We start from the raw sequence: 16137 nt of genomic DNA on the forward strand, positions 1-16137 counted from the left end.
CGCCGCATCGACAGGGTCCGCTGATCGACACTTCGCCCGTGTGCCGGACAACAGCGCGCAACGTGTTCTCGAGTCGCTGGACCCGGTCGCTCGTCTCCTCGAAGTCGGTGAGCGGTCGCTGAAAACGCGGCCGGCGGTGCCTCGTCCTGCTCGACCGCTCCCGGTATCCCATAGTCGTCCCCACCGTCGATGTAGAAACAAGCGTGTGGTGGTGCCTTGCAAGGGGATGAAGCGAGACGCGTCGGTGAGGGACCCGAGTCGTCCCGCTTCGGGAAACGGTGACGTCGAGTTACTGTGGTATCCGACGGGACCCGTCGTCTAGCTCACTCACGTGAATGGCCACCGTCCGTCCAGTGACAGTCTCAACTGCGGTCCGTGTCGATTGCCTCGAACTCGTACCAGATACCGATCAGTGTACCGACGAGAGGGAACACGAGGAGCGTCAGGCCGACGGTTTCGAGCCATCCGCTAGTCCCCGCGACGATAAAGCCCCCGAACCACGCGAGGATCAGGGTCCCGAGGCTACCGAAAGCGATGAGCAGTAACAGGAGACGATCGGTGAGTTCACTCACGTGCGGGGAGTCGCCCCCCTTTCTGATAAGCGCCGAGCCTGAACTGGCCCGTCCACGGTCGTCTTCCGACCCAGCCCACGGGATCCGCTCGATAGACCGGCAGCCGTCTCTCGCCGACCGGCCGCCGAGCGGTCTCCGGGTATGGAATCCAGGAACGGGGTACGACGTGACTCGGAAGCGATCGGTTCGGCTCTGTTGAAATCCTCAGAGGGTTACACGTTCGCCCGATAGTTTGATCGGATGCAGGCCCTCCCGAAATCGCGGTTACTCCAGTTCGTTGAGAAGGCGTATCACTTGGCTCGTCGAGCTGTTGCTCGCTACTCTTCAAAGTTCTCGAAACAGCGGTACACACTTCACCAGCACATCGTCTTGCTCTGTCTCAAGGTACGAAAGAACACGACGTACCGGATGCTGATCGATGAACTCATCGAGATGCCCCGGGTTCGGAATGCCATCGGCCTTGAGGAACTCCCTTCACCCTCAACGCTTTGTAAAGCGTTCAGCCGACTCGATATGGCGGTTTGGCGCGTTCTACTCAACCTCTCGGTCACACTCCTCCCGACCAACGGTGTCGTTGGTATCGACGCCTCCGGCTTTGACCGCAGTCACGCCTCGAAACACTACACGAAGCGAACGGAGTTGACGATTCAACAGTTGAAAGTCACGCTCCTCGTAGACACGAGAGCGAATGTTATCCTCGATTTGCACGTAACGACGACACGAAAACACGATTCACAGATCGCACCGACGCTCGTCAAGCGGAATACCGCTGAAGTTGCGATTCTTCTTGGCGACAAGGGATACGACGACGAGAAGATTCGCACGGTAGCCCGTGAAAACGGTGTACGTCCGCTCATCAAGCACCGCGAGTTTTCGTCGCTTCACAAGGCGTGGAATGCTCGACTAGATGCCGACCTCTACGGTCTGCGGAGTCAGAACGAGACAGTGAACTCTCGACTCAAACGCAGGTATGGAGCATTCGTCCGCTCACGACACTGGTGGAAGCAGTTCCGTGAACTCGTTGTCGGCTGTCTCACTCATAACATCGAGAAGGCACTCTAAATAGAGAGATCATAGATCGAAGTCTCCCTTACAGCCAGCCCTCTGGCAGTTCGTCCTGATGCCGGTCGATCAATTCGAGGAGGGGGCGTAACTCATCGAATGCGGGGCCTCGTGTGACGACGTTCTTCTCGCGGTTCCATTCGATGAGGCCAAGTGACTCAAGTTTCGGGAGGTGGGTGTGCGTCATCGCCATGAGCATCTCCTCTAACTCCTCGTCATCCGTGGTCAGGTCGTCGGGGATCGCTGCCTCGTCTTCGGGATTGTGATCGAGGAGCGTCATCAGGAGCCGCCTCCGGTAGGGATTTTCCAACAGGCCAAACGCTTCCTCAGACGTGAGTGCTCCGACCGCTCTCTCTCTCTCTCTCTCATGATTCTTACTGGGGGCTCCTTTCGGGAAGTCCGTCCCTGTAGTACAACCGCTTTTTAAATACTCCGCCAGTTGTCGACGCTGACGGTGGACCGTGCGTTGGGAATCCCGATATCGGGGGCACGCGTGGAGGAGACTGGGCATTAGTCGGGTTTCGCTGCGAGCGCTTGGTCGACGACGGTGTCGAGCGCACGGCGCATTCGTTGAGAGGCGGCGTTCGGACTGATGCCGATGAGATCGGCGATTTCGCCGAGTTCGATGTCGCGTGGGATGTGCCAATACCCCTTCGCGTGAGCAGTCGCCAGAATGTCGTACTGTTCGCTACTGAGTTCGCCTTCTTCGAGCGGCTCACTAGGGATCGTGGGATTGTACAGTGCCTGCAACTGGAACTGGATGTCATTGTCGTGGCAGCGTTGGCGGAAGTCACCGAGCATCGACCGGTTTGCGAACTGGAGGCGAAAGTTCCAGCGATTCGCACTCCCTTCGGCGATCAGGACTTCGGCACGGCTCTCGATCATCGGCTTGATGAGCGCATCGATTTCGGTGCTCCAGCGAATCTCGAAGAGATGCCGTCCGTCGGCCTCCGTGAGCAGGTTGACCTCCTCTGCCAGTGGATCGCCGCGAATCGTGGCCTCGACGTCATCGGGGTTTGCCCCGTCAACCCAAAACAGGGGGATGATCCCGTCTCGAAGGGGGATGACACGGACGAGTTCGATCTCGATGTCGGAATACTGTTCGAGGAGTTTTCCGAGCGCGAACTGGTCAGCCGGTATCTCGATATCGGTAATAACGGTCATATCCGTACGTACGCTCCACACGGCATTATCGCTAGCCCTCGGAGTCAGTGAGGATCTACTGCCCGGTAGCTCTGAGGGCAACGTATTTAGGCGTCGGTGAACCGATCCAGGCGACCTCCCGAGGTAAACGTCGCCTCCTTACCATACGGCTGTTTCAGCGGGGAGATTATCGAAATAATGGGATTTCAACAGTGCCATCGGTTCGGTTCGCACACCGGATCGCCGGTTCGTCGCCGAGTAACGTTTCACAAACATAACGGATATAGTACATTACCGATGGGATCAAATATGTGCGTAAACAATAGAGAGCGTATGAGCCGAACAGAAACCGCGGACGATGCATCGGTGCTGGTCGAACGAACCGCCGGATTGACGGCGGTTCTCGGCGTGTTCGTCATGCTATCGGCGGTCGTTTTCACCATTACAGACTATATGGGGATTCACAACGTCGTCGTCGGTGCTGTAGTCGCGGTTATCGCCTCGTATCAGGCCTATCGGACCGGCGAAAAACGATCGCCGAGCGTCGTTATCGCCGGCGTACTCGCGTTGCTCGGAATCTGGATCGTGGCCTCCCCGTTCGTCTTCGGCATCGAGCGCGAACTGGTGATCGGGATCAACAGTCTCGCCGGGGCGATCATCGCGATACTGTCGCTCGTCGGTGCCTACGGCAGCGTCCGAACGTCGAATACGACCGCCTCGAGGGCGTAAGACAGCCACGGAATTTTCGCGGCGCAATATTTCGGACCGGAGTGTGGCGGCGGCCGAAGTGCGAGGAACCGAGTCGTCGGTTCGGCTTCGACTCACGGTTCGGAACGCGTCCGGTGCGTGGTTTTTCGGTGGAACCGTGACGGCAGTCCGCGATGATGGTTTCGATGGTCGGTCGTGTGGACTCAGGCGATGGAGAAGACACCGATCGTGACGAGGATGAACGCGGCTTTCAGACAGACGTTGACGACGACCACCTTCGTCCCGAACGCCGCCCCCCAGATGCCGAACTGAAACGGTATCGACCGCTTGACCGTTCCGATCGTCAACGAAACGAAGCTTCCCAGGAGAAGGGTGATCACCGCTTCCTCGGGCGTCAGCGCGTCGCCGACGAGGGGGGCGACGGTGATCGCGCCGGTGGTCGGATCGACCAGCGAGACGAGGATCACCGGTATCGCTGCTCCCGGGAGCCCGAGCACCCCGGCCAGCGGTGCCACGACGGTGGTCGGATCGTCGAGACCGACCGCTTCGAACGCCGCGAGGATCCGATCGGCGTACTCGAGCGCGACGACGACGAGCGAGTACACAACCAGCAGTCGGGGGACGATCGAGCGCAGGCGCTCCAGAGTACTGACGCCCGCGTCGGAGAGCGTCTCGCGGATCGTCTGGTCCCCTTCGTCGGGCGAATCGGGTTCGATGTCACTGCCATCGTACTCGTAGCCGCGCAAGAGGACGGCGCCGGCAACCAGACCGACGAGAGAAATTGCAAGCGAGATGCCGGCTCGCGCACCGACGTAGAGCAGCCCGACCCGTACGCCCAGAATCGGTACGAGAACCGGCCCGTAGTACGTGAAAATGTGCTGGACGAATCCGAAGAACGTGTTGGTGACGACTGCGATGAGGGTCGCCCGATCGTCGAGGAGTCCCTCCTCGCGGAACTCCGCGAGCATCCCGTAGCCCGCGGTCACCGAGACCGCGTTCGTGAGGATGGCGGTGCCGACTTCTCGGGGGAGGTTGGCCGGTTCCGTGAGGACGCGACCCGCGCGGGCGACGAACGCGACCACTCCGAACTCCACCGCGACGTTCGCAAGCCCGACACCCGCGCCGATCAACAGCGAGATCGTCAGCACGCGCGGGAGGACGTCGCCGACCAACACGGAAACGAGCGATGGCACGCCGCTCAGTTCGAATTGGAACAGGAAATGGTCGTCGGATCGCACGCCGACGACTCCCGTCGTGTACGCGACTGCGACATTCCGGCAGCTTTTCTTGCTCCCCGACGTCCCCGTATCCATGAGCGACAGCGACATCCACGTGGCCGCGATCTGTGGGAGTCTCCGGGACGGAAGTCACACTCGGGCCGCACTCGAGCACGCACTCTCGGCCGCAGAACGGGCCGGAGCGACCACTGAACTGCTCGACCTGCGGGAGTACGAACTGCCGATCTTCGACGCCGACCGCGACCGCGCGAACGCGGGCGACGCGGAGTTGCTGGCGACTCGCGTCCGCGAGGCCGATACGATCATTCTCGGGTCACCGATGTACCACGGTTCGTACGCCTCGCCGCTCAAAACCGCACTCGACTACTGCGGATTCGACGAGTTCGAGGACAAGACGGTCGGCTTGCTGGCGGTCTCGGGCGGTTCGTTCCCCGTGACGGCGCTCGAGCACATGCGGTCGGTTGCCCGAGCGCTGAACGCGTGGGTCATTCCGCACGAGGCGGCGATTCCGAGCGCGAACTCGGCGTTCCACGACGGCGAGTTCGTCGATTCGAGTCTCGAGACGCGCGTGACGACGCTGGGCCGACGGGCCGTCCAGTACGCGGCTATCGAGCCCGATCCGGATTCCTTCGAGAGCGATCAGAACGTCGGCGCGGAAGGAAAATAACCGTTCACCGGGCCTCGAGACGTCGTTTCAGGTGGCGAGGAGCCGTTGAAACCGGCGCTGGTGTGCGAGGAACGCGAAGAGTCCGAAGACGAAGCCGCCGATTTGCAGGGCGACGATCCGGATGGAGACCGTCATACCGACCACCGTGATCGGTGGTGACGACAGGCTCCACGAGGTAAACCAGGCCGTAACGAGCAGTATCGACGCGCCTGTCGCCATCAGTAGCGCCGGCACCACGGGCGTGAACGACGTCCTGCAGTTCGATCGGAGCCGGAAGACGTGCCGTTCGAAAACGAACTGTGTGGTGAGGATACCGGTCAAGACGACCGTCCCGATGACGATTCCGAGACGGTCGCCGACCAACTCGGCCACGAGCAGCCAGAGGACCCATCCGGTGGTGAGAACGAGTGCTACACCGAGGCGGCGAGGTTCCAGCAGGTCGCCGAGGTCGCTCACTGTCGCACCGAAGACGCCTGAGCGGAGCAACGACCCACAGAAGAGCACACCGAGGCCTGCGAGCGCTGTCGACGTCGTCCGCGAGTCGACGACGAGGCCGAACCAGATACCGACAGCGAGCGTTTCGATGGACGCGGCCGAGAGGGCGGCGGTAACGCCGACGACGCGACGACGCGTCGTTTGACCGAGAACCTCAGGCTGGCGCAGAACGCTCATACTCTGTCCCATTGCGGAGGCATCCCTTTCGTTATGGTAGCCATTATGCCGTGATAGAGCAGAAATTGTGGCCATTATCCCTCGCGGAACGGAAATCGCCGATCGTGATGGCTTTACTGAATGAAACAGTTGCTGTAGACACTACTGATGTGACTTGAGCCGAAACAGTCTCAGTTGTCACCGTTTATCGATCCGACCGAGACCGCGGTCGTATTTCGTCCCGGAGACGTTTCGGACCGGGGGAACGATCGCCACCGATCGGGTACGGCGCCGACGTGAAAACCGAGTTGAAACCGCCTTTTCGAGACCGTCACGCGATTCGTGACTCGCTGGTCGACGTTTCGAAGTCGTGTTCGACAGATCGATACTCGGCTTCGATCCGGGCTGTGACGAACAGTGTAACCGTTTCCTGAACGATTAGCCGACGAATAATGCGGGGTCGAAAGCTCCCCACGTCGGAAACAGTGGATAGAACTATGTGCGGCGGTGTGGTCGTGGCGGATTATGCCTGAGACGGACCAACAGGACAAGACACTATCCGAGCTCATCGTCAAAGAGGCGGTCAACCAGGGGATGGATTCGCCGATGCGCGACTCTATTCTCGAGGCTGTCGAAGAAGCTGACGGCTCGAAGTCCGGCGGACGGATCCCGCTTGCGGGGGCGCTGGTGGGCCTGGGTGCGGCCGTCGGTTTTCTCGCGGGCCGACAATCGCACGAATTCGAAGGGACCCCGATCGAGGAGGTCGAGGAGCCCGATATCATCGAAGACGTCCGAGAGTCTGCCGAGGAGGCGGCCTCGTCCACGGCGACACCCGACGAGGTCGAGGTAGAAGTCGAATCCGAATCGCGGCGGCTGCCGAAATTGTTGCTCGTGGTGGGTGTTCTGGCCGGGGCCGCGTTTCTCCGACGGCGGCTCTCCGGCGGCGAAGAAGAGGAGTGGGAACCGATCGAGGAGTTCGAACCGGCGACGGGCGGGGAAACGGAGGAAGAACGGGCCGAACCGACCGAGGAGAGCGTCGAGGAATCCGAGGAAACCGAAGGGGAGAAACTGGAGGACGAGACCGAAGAGTAGGCGGCCGCAACCGGCCGAAGACGATTGACTCGGGAGCGTCCGAACGCTCTCGGACCCCGGACAGGGCCGGTAGTTCGTCGGGACCGGACTGCTTGTAACGCGTTCTACTGGCTCAGGATCACGTCGCGTTCGTGGATGATCGCTCGAGTCGTCGCGCTGACGAAGGAGCTAAGGGAGCGACGCCGACACTGTGAACGCAATGGAGACGACCCACCGGGTGTTCGTCGGTGACTCGCGCGATCTTTCGCAGGTAGCGGACGACTCCGTCGAACTCGTCGTGACGTCCCCCCCGTATCCGATGATCGAAATGTGGGACGACCTCTTTACCGAACTCGATCCGGCGATCGGCGACGCGCTGGCGTCGGGAGACGGACGCGGGGCGTTCGATGCGATGCACGCCCAACTCGAGTGCGTCTGGGACGAACTCGAGCGGGTGCTGGTCGACGGGGGGATCGCCTGTATCAACGTGGGTGATGCGACGCGGTCGGTCGACGGAAGTTTTCGGGTCTACCCGAACCACGCCCGGATCCTCGGCGCGTTCGAGCGACGGGGATTCGAACCGCTGCCTGATATTCTCTGGCGGAAACCGGCCAACAGCGCGGCCAAGTTCATGGGCAGCGGGATGATCCCACCGAACGCCTACGTCACCCTCGAACACGAGTACGTCCTGGTGTTCCGGAACGGCGAGACGAGCCGCGAGTTCGAGCCGCGAGCCGACCGACGGTACGAGGCGGCGTACTTCTGGGAGGAGCGCAACCGCTGGTTCTCCGACGTCTGGACCGACGTCACGGGCGAACTGCAGACGATCGACGAGGGGGACGAGAAACTCCGGGAACGCTCGGCGGCCTACCCGCTCGAGATCCCGTACCGTCTACTCTGTATGTACTCGACCTACGGCGACACCGTCCTCGATCCGTTCTGGGGAACCGGGACGACCACGCTGGCGGCGATGTGTGCCGGCCGACATTCGATCGGCTTGGAACTCGAGGAGGCGTTCCTCGAGGTATTCGACGAACGGGTCGATGACGTCCCCGCCCTGTCGCAGTCGATCGGCCGGACGCGCCTCGAGCGCCATCGGGCGTTCGTAGAGCGCCGCCGAGAGGAGGGCGAGCCGATTTCGTACGACGCCGAGTATTACGAGACTCCGGTCGTGACGAAAATGGAGCGCGGGATCAGACTTCGGAAGGCGCGAACGGTCGATCGGACCGAAGACGGCTATCGGGTCGAGCACGCGCCACTCGGGGAGGAGTGAGGTCTCGTCCCGGAGGAGACGCGTTCGTGTCTGGTCGCGAGGCGTCCGCTGCTCCGGGAACGACGCAGCTGGTCGGTTCCGGATGTCGAGCCAGTATCGGCCCGGTTCGCGAACGTGAAACCGACGCGAAGTTTTTACCTCCGCCGACCTCAGCAGAAGTATGGTTCGCGGTCTCGAGGAATCCGAGGCGATTCCCGTTCGCACGCTCGCCGTCGGCTCGTCCGAGTGGCTCCGGACGTCGACGGCGGGACTCGCGGACGAACCGGTCACGATAACGGGAACCGTCTCGTCCGCTTCCGAACTTTCGAACGAACTGCTCGACGGAACACACTGTATCCTGACCGACGATCGCGACGTTCTCGAAGCGATCGACGGGAGCTGTCCGATCGTTTACGCCGTCGATCCAGCAGCAAACGAGCCGATCGACAGGCTGGTTGCCGACGGTGCCGCCGAGGTGATCGCCAAGACGACCATTCAGGAGCCCCCGCTTTTGGCCCATCGACTCCGGCGGACGGTCGAATTCGCCTCGTCGGAGTTCGGCTCAGACCGCTCGGAAGAGTGGTACCGAAGGGTCATCGAGCAGTCGTCGGATCTGATCGTCGTCACCGACGAGGACGGGACGATCGGTTACGTCAGCCCCGGCGTCGAACGCGTCGGGGGGTTCGATCGAGACGAACTGCGCGGGTCACAGATTTTCGACTACGTTCACTCGGACGACACTCAGAAAGTGATCGACACGCTCGAGGCCGTGAGCGAGGCCGCCCCGGGATCGACACGGACCGTCGAGTACACGTGTCAACACGCGGACGGCTCGTGGTTCGTTCACAAGGCTTCGCTCACGAACTGTCTGGGGGACGATCCCGTAGACGGCATCGTCGCGTCGATTCGGGACATTACGGAGTATCACCGTATCGAACGGGAGTTGAGCGAGTCCTTCAAGCGTGTGACCGATGCCTTCTACGCGCTGGACTCGGAGTGGCGCTTTAGCTACGTCAACGAGCGTACGCTCGAGTTGATCGATCACGAGCGTACCGACTTGCTCGGACGGAGGATTCTCGACGTCTTTCCGGACATGGAGGGAACGGATTTTCAGTCCGCTGCAATCGAGGCGATGGACACACAGGAGCCACAAACCGTCGAAGCCTACTTCGAACCCTACGACGCGTGGATCGAGGCGCGCATCTATCCGTCCCCATCGGGCATCTCCGTCTACTGGCGTGACGTAAGCGATCGTATCGAGCGCGAGCAGAACCTTGCCGAACGGACGGAGCGATTACAGACGCTCGTCGAGAACGCCCCGGTCGTCCTGTTCGTCATCGAGGACGATGGCTCCTTCACGCTCTCGGAGGGTCGCGGCCTCGAGAACCTCGGGTTCGACTCCGAGGAGATCGTCGGAACGCCCTATTCAGACCTGCTCGAAGAGTACCCTACCGTCCGTGACGACGCGCGTGAGGCCCTCGAAGGCGAAACAGTTCACTCGCGGAGGGAACTCGGCGACCGCGTCTTCGAAATGTGGTACCGACCGATCAGGGCCGACGATGGCGTCGACCGCGTGATCGGCGTCGCAAGCGACGTCACCGAACGGGTTCGGTATCAGAACGCGCTCAGCGCCCTTCACGAAGCGACGAGCCATCTCCTGGCCGTCGAATCGACCCAGGCGGCCTGTGAGTACATCGTGGACGTCGCCAACGACGTTCTCGACCTCGACAGCGCGGTTTACCGGTTCGACGACCGGAAAAACGAACTCGTCCCGGCGGCGGCCGCCTCGGCGTTCGAGTCGACGTTCGGCTCGCCACCGCGGCTCCAGCCAAACGACAGCATCGCCTGGGAGACGTTCGTCTCCGGCGAGCCGACCGTTTACGACGACGTCAGAACCGCCGATATCGTTCACGACGAGGCGACCGATGCACGGAGCGGCCTGTACGTTCCGCTCGGCGAACACGGGGTTCTCGTCGCGCTCTCGGAAACCGCTGGGGAGTACGATACCAACGCCGTGGAGCTCGCGAAGTTGTTCGCGACCGCGGCAGAGGCCGCACTCGATCGGATCGGCCGAGCGCGCCGATTGCAAGAACGCGAGCGAGAACTGAAACAGCAGAACGAACACCTCGAGCGGCTCAACGAGGCCAACGACGTTCGCCAGGAAATCGAACAGCTCCTGTTGATGGCCGACTCCAGAACGGATATCGAGCGCGGCATTCCCGAACGGCTCGTCGACCTCGAGACGTGTTCGCTGGCCTGGATTGGTGAGCCCGATCCAAGCGGCAACGAGCTCAGACCGTGGTCACACGACGGGCTCGAGCGGGGGTATCTCGATGCCGTAACTGTGACCGCAGTCGACGATACGGCCGCCGAACCGGCGGGACGAGCGGCCCGGACGCAGGAGGAAATCTACGTCGACAACGTCGCGGAGTCGGTCCACGACGGCGAGTGGCGGGTCGCCGCGCTGTCCCGAAACTTTCAATCCGTGTACGCGGTCCCGCTCGTGTACGACGATTTCCTCTACGGCGTCCTTTCGATTTACAGCGAGGAACGGGACGGGTTCGACGAGACACTTCGATCGACGCTGTCGGAACTCGGAGAGACGATCGCCTACGCGATCGACGCCGTCAAACGGAAGAAAGCGTTGCTGGGCGACAACCGCACGGAAGTGGAACTCGAGGTTGCAGCGGATGCCACGCTGTCCCAGCTCGCAGGGCAGCTCGGTGAACCGGTTACGTACGAAGGTGCGACGGCACGGACCGACGGAACGCAGATCGTGTTCGCCGCCATCGAAGGGTCGATCGACGACCTCGCGGACGCCGTCGATTGTACGTCGCTCGAGGGAATCAGCGAGGTTTCGATTATCGCAGAACACGACGGCGGAACGTTACTCCAGCTACAGTTCACCGAGCCGTTTTTGGGAACGATCGCCGATACGAACGGGGCGCGGTTACGGGAGTTCGTCGCGGAGGAATCGAGTGGCCGTGCGATCGTGGACGTTCCCGACGGAGTCGAGATTCGAGAAGTGTTGTCGGGGATCAACCGGAGCGGTCCGTCAGTCTGGCTGATCGCCCGACGCGAACAGACAACCGACGACCTGTCGACGCTCAGCGGCCCCGCACGCAACACGCTCCTCTCTACGTTCACGGATCGCCAGCGAGAGGTCGTACAGACCGCCTACCACGGCGGCTTTTTCGACTGGCCCCGCCAGGCGACCGGCGAGGAGATCGCGACGTCGCTCGACATTTCTTCGCCAGCGTTCCACAAACACGTCCGATCCGCCGAACGAAAGTTGTTCGCATCACTTTTCGACGGGCCCGCGACGACCGGTGGGTTAACTGATTAACCCTCTTCCGAGGCGGCTATTACACAGTTAACGATCAGGTTCTTTGCAACAAATCGAGAACGAAGTGATGACTTCCCATTGACGTACTGGGGGTACGTACAAACTATGACCGAGATGAGTTCACGATCACCGTCGACTACGATGGGGGATCACCATTCAGTGCAGTACGACCGACTCGACGACCAGCCGCTCAGCGTTGCCGTAGCGGAGGCCGTCGCAACATTTCGTAACGAGGATGTAACCGAACTCGACCCGCTCCACTACTCGATCAACGCAGATGCGCTCGAGCGGCTGTTCGAACCGCGTGCCGACGGACTCCGCTCGAGCGGATCGGTCACGTTCGAGTATTGCGATTGTCTGGTGTCGATCACGGCTGACGGGGAAATACGCGTCGAGTCGGTCTAGCGCTCGATTCTGTCCGGGCCGGCGCGGCGTCTCGTGTTTTTTTTGTCGCGTTCGTCGAGAGCGACAGCGCTGTTCTTCCGGCGTTTTACCTAAACCGAGGCGCTGATCCAGCGGTCCCGGCCCGAGTAATTCGACGGCCGCGCCACCGGCGGGAGCGCAGGTTACGACCCATTATCCCACAAGGGTAAGCGGATCGACGTCGAACGCTGGGGCATGTCCACTCGAATCCTCGTTCCGATAGACGGGAGCGACCCCGCGAACGCCGCCCTCGAACACGCGCTTGCCATCGCCGCCGAACGGGGAGCGACGGTCCACCTGCTCAACGTCGCCGACACGAACCAGCCGAGTCTCACGCGCCTCGGCGGCGACGTCGTCGACGTTCTCGAGCAGGAAGGCGCCGAAATCGTGTCGGACGCCGTCGAGATGGCCGAACGACGGGGTGTGTCCGTCCTGACGGACGTCGTACAGGGCGACCCGCGGTCCGTCATCGTCGAATACGCGTCCACCGACGAGTTCGATTTCGTCGTGATGGGTGCGCACGGACGGCGCGGACTCGGGGAGTACGTACTCGGGAGCACGACCGATTACGTCGTCAACCGAAGCGAAGTTCCGGTATTGACGGTTCGTTCGGCCGACGACGCGACGCCGACCTACCCCTACACGGATATCCTCGTTCCAACTGACGGGAGCGATCACGCGACGGAAGCGTTGGAACTGGCGGCGGCGTTCGCGGAGCAAACTGGCGCGCGACTCCACCTCCTTTCGGTCGTCGACGAGATACCCGAAGTGATCGACGCCGGGACCGCAGAACTCCCCGCCCAACTCGAGGAGAACGTCCAGGACGTCCTCGACGAGGCGAGAGCGGCCGCCGAAGGGACCGGCATCGAGGACGTGACGACGACCCTCGAAACCGGATCGATGCCGCGCGAGGTCACGGCTTACGCCGATTCGGAGGGGATCGATCTCGTCGTGATGGGGACCCACGGACACACCGGTCTCGACCGACACCTCCTCGGCAGTTTCACCGAACGGGTCATTCGAACGTCCTCGGTGCCCGTTCTCACGACGAGGCGAGGCGAGACGGACGAGAGCGATTGAAACCCATTGGCTAACTGAATTGTATGAATCTGCTCGATGTATCTAGAAAAAGTACAAATAGCTCGATTTTAAATCGTCAAGGGATGGTACCACAGACGGCGATCGAGTATTCGATGGTGGTGATGGACCGGTGAATGCGCAATCGATTCCCTCGCGTGCTCGCGTCCGGTCGGAGATTACGAGAAATCGGCTCCGAGTCGCGCTCGCCGTGCTCATCCTCGTCTCGGCGGCGGCCGTCGCCGCCAACGCATCGGCGGGCGGAATTTCGACGGCCTCGAAAGAGAGCGTTCCGAACGCCCCGGCGACGGACAATCATACCGTCGTCACCGAATCGGGACGTGCGGGGACCATTACCGCGTACGCACCCGACGGTGAGGTCGTCTATTACAACAACACGCGGACGAAGTACTTCGACGTCGATCCGGTCGACGGCGATCCGCTGACCATCGAGTACGCCGCGACGGACACGATCCACACGGAAGGACCGACCTGTGGTGATCCGCCGTGTACCAGAAACGTCATCGAGCGTGCCGACCTCGAGACCGGCGACGTCGAGGTCGTCTACGAACGTTACGACTACAAGGAGTACGCCGGCGAGTGGCACGACATCGATCGTATCAACGAGACGCACATCGTCGTCGCCGACATGGTCTCGGACCAGGTCTTCGTCGTCGACACGGAGACGGAGGTCGTCGAGTGGCTCTGGGACGCCCAGAGCGACTTCCCGCTCGACGGTGGCCACTCGTGGCCCCGAGACTGGGCCCACATCAACGACGTCGAGTACATCGAGAGCGGCCAGATGGAGGGCCGTATCATGGCCAGCCTGCGGAACCAGGATCAAGTGGTTTTCCTCGACCGGCAAGAGGGGCTGCTGGGCAACTGGACGCTCGGTGGCGAGAACGAACACGATATCCTCCACGAGCAGCACAACCCCGATTTCATCCCCGAAAGTGACGGCGGCCCGGCCGTCGTCGTCGCCGACTCCGAGAACGGCCAGATCAAGGAATTCCAGCGCGAAAACGGCGAGTGGAACCGAACCTGGCTGTGGGAGGACGACCGCATCCAGTGGCCGCGGGACGCCGATCGACTCCCGAACGGGAACACCTTGATTACCGACACTCACGGCAACCGCGTGATGGAAGTCAACGAGTCCGGCGGAATCGTGTGGGAGGTCGGATCGACGCTCCCCTACGAAGCCGAACGCCTCGAGACCGGTGACGAGAGCGAGGGCGGCCAGAGCGCGGCGGCCCTCGGCCTCGAGTCCAGAACGCCCGACGAGTCCGGCAGCGGCGGCGGGGGCGGTGGCGACGGTGGTGAGGGCATGCTCTCGTTCGAACCCCTGGAGTACCTCGGCGGCGTCGTCGAGTGGGCGCTGCCACACCGGATCTACAACGCCCTGCTCTTCGCGAGCCCGGTCTGGATGGGCTCGTCGGACTTCGCCGCGATCGGAATCGTGCTTCTGACCGGACTGACGTGGGCCGGCCTCGAGGTCAAGTGGCAACTCCACGACGCGGGTGTCAGGTTCCGTCTCCCGATGTACCGACAGGGAGGCGAGTAAACTCCGGCGTCGGTTTCGCCGTCACGGACGCTCGAGCGGCGGACTGACGCGTCCACGTCAGGCGAGCAGGTGACCGCCGAACAGGTAGAGACTAGCGAGAATCGTCTGGAAGGACAGCGACCCCGCGGCGGACAGCACGACGAACGACCGTCCGTCCATTTCCGACAGGCCGGCGGGAACGGTGAGCAATCCGCGGACGAACAACATCGTGTTACTCACCGGAACGGCGAGCGCCCCCCACCGGTCGAACCAGCCGTCGAATCGGTCGAGTTTGGATTCCGTGATCGGGAACCAGCGCTTCTGCAGGACGTAGTCGCGCCCGCCGCGACGGACCAGACAGAAGAGACAGAACTGGCCGATCGTCGTCCCGACGACCGCGAGTACGACGATCGCGATCGCCTGCGAGATCGTCGAACCGATCAGCGCGAGCGCAGCAGGCACGACGAGTTCACTCGGCATGAACCGCAGGAGCATCGCCCCCTCGAGGATACAGATCCCGAAGAACACGGCGAGCCCGATCTCCGACGTAAACATCGACTCGAGCCAGGACGGCGACTCCTCGAGTTGTAGCGGATGCATAATTCGTGCGTAATCGGTCCCGAATGTAAGCATTGTCGATTCCGTGATGCCGATCGGTGCCATTGTCGATCCGTGATGTCGGTCAGTGCCATCGTCGGTCCGTGATGCCGATCGGTGCCATTGTCGATCCGTGATGTCGGTCAGTGCCATCGTCGGTCCGTGTTGCTGGTCAGTGCCGTTGTCGATCCGTGTTGCCGGTCGGTGCGTCTCCAGTATTAGATGCGGCGGCCGTCGATCATAAACTATGTGATGGCGCCGTACGAACAGCGGGTCGATGGAGATTGGACGAGTGCTCTTTCTCGGGGGCGCCTTCCTGACACACGCGTTCGTGGGGTACGCACTCGTTCGCGGATTCACGGACGCCGATCCGCGCATCGGCATCGTCTTCGGGCTCCTTCCGGACGCGGACTTTTGCTTTCCGGCGGCCTGGGGGTGGCCGCTCGTTCATCGGGGGGTGACCCATACGCCCCTGTTTGCACTGACGGTCGTCGCCGGAAGTTACGCGATCAGTCGGTACCGAGAGACCGCGGTCGCCGTCGGACTGGCGATCGGATCGCACCTGCTGATCGATTCGCTCTCGCCGAAGGGAATCGACTGGTTGTTCCCCCTCGAGACCACGTGGAGTCCGGGACTTCCGGTTCACAGTCCGACCGCGACGGTCCTGCTCTGGGCCGTCTCGATTGGTCTCCTCCGCTGGCGAGCGACCGACGGTCGCACGATCGATTAACGATCGCCTCGAGGCGGATTCGTCTCGGCGTTCGCCTCCGACTGGGTCGATTCTCCGGAT

General features: G+C 62.0%; 16 protein-coding genes. 10 read left to right on the plus strand and 6 right to left on the minus strand.

Annotated elements, in window-relative coordinates; genetic code table 11:
• Positions 1 to 362: 362 nt before the first annotated feature.
• Positions 363 to 572, minus strand: coding sequence for a hypothetical protein (locus tag NJT13_RS01555; protein ID WP_254523735.1), 210 nt, complete (start codon positions 570 to 572; stop codon positions 363 to 365).
• A 240-nt stretch (positions 573 to 812) separates the two neighbouring features.
• Here NJT13_RS01555 and NJT13_RS01560 point away from each other — a divergent pair, with 240 nt between their 5' ends.
• Positions 813 to 1634, plus strand: a complete 822-nt coding sequence (locus tag NJT13_RS01560; RefSeq protein ID WP_254523736.1) for an IS5 family transposase — start codon at positions 813 to 815, stop codon at positions 1632 to 1634.
• Between the two features lie 28 nt (positions 1635 to 1662).
• Here the strand turns inward: NJT13_RS01560 and NJT13_RS23365 are convergent, their stop codons facing one another.
• Together NJT13_RS23365 and NJT13_RS01570 are read right to left on the minus strand one after the other, a co-directional pair.
• Positions 1663 to 2145 (minus strand): DUF7344 domain-containing protein, encoded by a 483-nt coding sequence (locus NJT13_RS23365; RefSeq protein WP_425499777.1) that lies wholly within the window; start codon positions 2143 to 2145, stop codon positions 1663 to 1665.
• Positions 2145 to 2798: a helix-turn-helix domain-containing protein gene (locus NJT13_RS01570; protein WP_254523738.1), complete on the minus strand. Its 654-nt coding sequence runs from the start codon at positions 2796 to 2798 to the stop codon at positions 2145 to 2147. The genes NJT13_RS23365 and NJT13_RS01570 overlap by 1 nt, the downstream gene beginning before the upstream one ends.
• Positions 2799 to 3110: 312 nt before the next feature.
• Here NJT13_RS01570 and NJT13_RS01575 point away from each other — a divergent pair, with 312 nt between their 5' ends.
• Positions 3111 to 3506, plus strand: coding sequence for an SPW repeat domain-containing protein (locus NJT13_RS01575; protein WP_254523739.1), 396 nt, complete (start codon positions 3111 to 3113; stop codon positions 3504 to 3506).
• Positions 3507 to 3688: 182 nt separating this feature from the next.
• On the opposite strand, the gene NJT13_RS01580 is transcribed toward NJT13_RS01575, so the two are convergent.
• Complete coding sequence (locus NJT13_RS01580) at positions 3689 to 4678, minus strand: nucleoside recognition protein (protein WP_254525365.1); 990 nt, start codon at positions 4676 to 4678, stop codon at positions 3689 to 3691.
• 118 nt (positions 4679 to 4796) lie between these two features.
• On the opposite strand from NJT13_RS01580, the gene NJT13_RS01585 reads away from it, so the two are divergent.
• Positions 4797 to 5390 carry an NADPH-dependent FMN reductase gene (locus NJT13_RS01585; protein WP_254523740.1) on the plus strand — a complete coding sequence of 198 codons (594 nt, stop codon included), beginning with the start codon at positions 4797 to 4799 and terminating at the stop codon, positions 5388 to 5390.
• A gap of 27 nt (positions 5391 to 5417) precedes the next feature.
• Here NJT13_RS01585 and NJT13_RS01590 read toward each other — a convergent pair whose 3' ends face one another.
• Positions 5418 to 6062: a hypothetical protein gene (locus NJT13_RS01590; protein WP_254523741.1), complete on the minus strand. Its 645-nt coding sequence runs from the start codon at positions 6060 to 6062 to the stop codon at positions 5418 to 5420.
• 504 nt (positions 6063 to 6566) lie between these two features.
• Here NJT13_RS01590 and NJT13_RS01595 point away from each other — a divergent pair.
• The 6 genes from NJT13_RS01595 (at position 6567) to NJT13_RS01620 (ending at position 14771) form a co-directional block, all read left to right on the plus strand.
• Positions 6567 to 7133: a hypothetical protein gene (locus NJT13_RS01595; protein ID WP_254523742.1), complete on the plus strand. Its 567-nt coding sequence runs from the start codon at positions 6567 to 6569 to the stop codon at positions 7131 to 7133.
• A gap of 199 nt (positions 7134 to 7332) precedes the next feature.
• Positions 7333 to 8385 carry a DNA-methyltransferase gene (locus tag NJT13_RS01600; RefSeq protein WP_254523743.1) on the plus strand — a complete coding sequence of 351 codons (1053 nt, stop codon included), beginning with the start codon at positions 7333 to 7335 and terminating at the stop codon, positions 8383 to 8385.
• A gap of 160 nt (positions 8386 to 8545) precedes the next feature.
• A complete protein-coding gene (locus NJT13_RS01605; protein ID WP_254523744.1) occupies positions 8546 to 11710 on the plus strand; it encodes a PAS domain S-box protein in 3165 nt (1054 codons plus the stop codon).
• 141 nt (positions 11711 to 11851) lie between these two features.
• The gene (gene ddfA, locus NJT13_RS01610) at positions 11852 to 12115 is read left to right on the plus strand and encodes a DdfA family disk-determining factor (RefSeq protein ID WP_254523745.1); all 264 of its coding nucleotides are present in this window, start codon (positions 11852 to 11854) and stop codon (positions 12113 to 12115) included.
• Positions 12116 to 12328: 213 nt separating this feature from the next.
• The gene (locus NJT13_RS01615) at positions 12329 to 13213 is read left to right on the plus strand and encodes a universal stress protein (RefSeq protein ID WP_254523746.1); all 885 of its coding nucleotides are present in this window, start codon (positions 12329 to 12331) and stop codon (positions 13211 to 13213) included.
• Between the two features lie 130 nt (positions 13214 to 13343).
• Complete coding sequence (locus NJT13_RS01620) at positions 13344 to 14771, plus strand: arylsulfotransferase family protein (RefSeq protein WP_254523747.1); 1428 nt, start codon at positions 13344 to 13346, stop codon at positions 14769 to 14771.
• Positions 14772 to 14828: 57 nt separating this feature from the next.
• Here the strand turns inward: NJT13_RS01620 and NJT13_RS01625 are convergent, their stop codons facing one another.
• Positions 14829 to 15350 carry a DedA family protein gene (locus NJT13_RS01625; protein ID WP_254523748.1) on the minus strand — a complete coding sequence of 174 codons (522 nt, stop codon included), beginning with the start codon at positions 15348 to 15350 and terminating at the stop codon, positions 14829 to 14831.
• A gap of 274 nt (positions 15351 to 15624) precedes the next feature.
• Between NJT13_RS01625 and NJT13_RS01630 the strand changes: the two genes are divergently transcribed.
• On the plus strand, positions 15625 to 16077 hold the full coding sequence (locus tag NJT13_RS01630) for a metal-dependent hydrolase (protein WP_254523749.1): 453 nt from the start codon (positions 15625 to 15627) through the stop codon (positions 16075 to 16077).
• Positions 16078 to 16137: the final 60 nt, after the last annotated feature.

Origin of the sequence: Natrinema caseinilyticum (genome assembly GCF_024227435.1) — an archaeon.
Classification (GTDB): Archaea; Halobacteriota; Halobacteria; order Halobacteriales; family Natrialbaceae; genus Natrinema; species Natrinema caseinilyticum.

Excerpts from the sequence above, each read along its gene's own strand:
- NJT13_RS01560 (WP_254523736.1), top strand. The coding sequence starts at position 813 with ATGCAGGCCCTCCCGAAATCGCGGTTACTCCAGTTCGTTGAGAAGGCG.
- NJT13_RS23365 (WP_425499777.1), bottom strand. The coding sequence starts at position 2,145 with ATGCCCAGTCTCCTCCACGCGTGCCCCCGATATCGGGATTCCCAACGC.
- NJT13_RS01570 (WP_254523738.1), bottom strand. The coding sequence starts at position 2,798 with ATGACCGTTATTACCGATATCGAGATACCGGCTGACCAGTTCGCGCTC.
- NJT13_RS01575 (WP_254523739.1), top strand. The coding sequence starts at position 3,111 with ATGAGCCGAACAGAAACCGCGGACGATGCATCGGTGCTGGTCGAACGA.
- NJT13_RS01585 (WP_254523740.1), top strand. The coding sequence starts at position 4,797 with ATGAGCGACAGCGACATCCACGTGGCCGCGATCTGTGGGAGTCTCCGG.
- NJT13_RS01590 (WP_254523741.1), bottom strand. The coding sequence starts at position 6,062 with ATGAGCGTTCTGCGCCAGCCTGAGGTTCTCGGTCAAACGACGCGTCGT.
- NJT13_RS01595 (WP_254523742.1), top strand. The coding sequence starts at position 6,567 with ATGCCTGAGACGGACCAACAGGACAAGACACTATCCGAGCTCATCGTC.
- NJT13_RS01600 (WP_254523743.1), top strand. The coding sequence starts at position 7,333 with ATGGAGACGACCCACCGGGTGTTCGTCGGTGACTCGCGCGATCTTTCG.
- NJT13_RS01605 (WP_254523744.1), top strand. The coding sequence starts at position 8,546 with ATGGTTCGCGGTCTCGAGGAATCCGAGGCGATTCCCGTTCGCACGCTC.
- ddfA (WP_254523745.1), top strand. The coding sequence starts at position 11,852 with ATGGGGGATCACCATTCAGTGCAGTACGACCGACTCGACGACCAGCCG.
- NJT13_RS01615 (WP_254523746.1), top strand. The coding sequence starts at position 12,329 with ATGTCCACTCGAATCCTCGTTCCGATAGACGGGAGCGACCCCGCGAAC.
- NJT13_RS01625 (WP_254523748.1), bottom strand. The coding sequence starts at position 15,350 with ATGCATCCGCTACAACTCGAGGAGTCGCCGTCCTGGCTCGAGTCGATG.
- NJT13_RS01630 (WP_254523749.1), top strand. The coding sequence starts at position 15,625 with ATGGAGATTGGACGAGTGCTCTTTCTCGGGGGCGCCTTCCTGACACAC.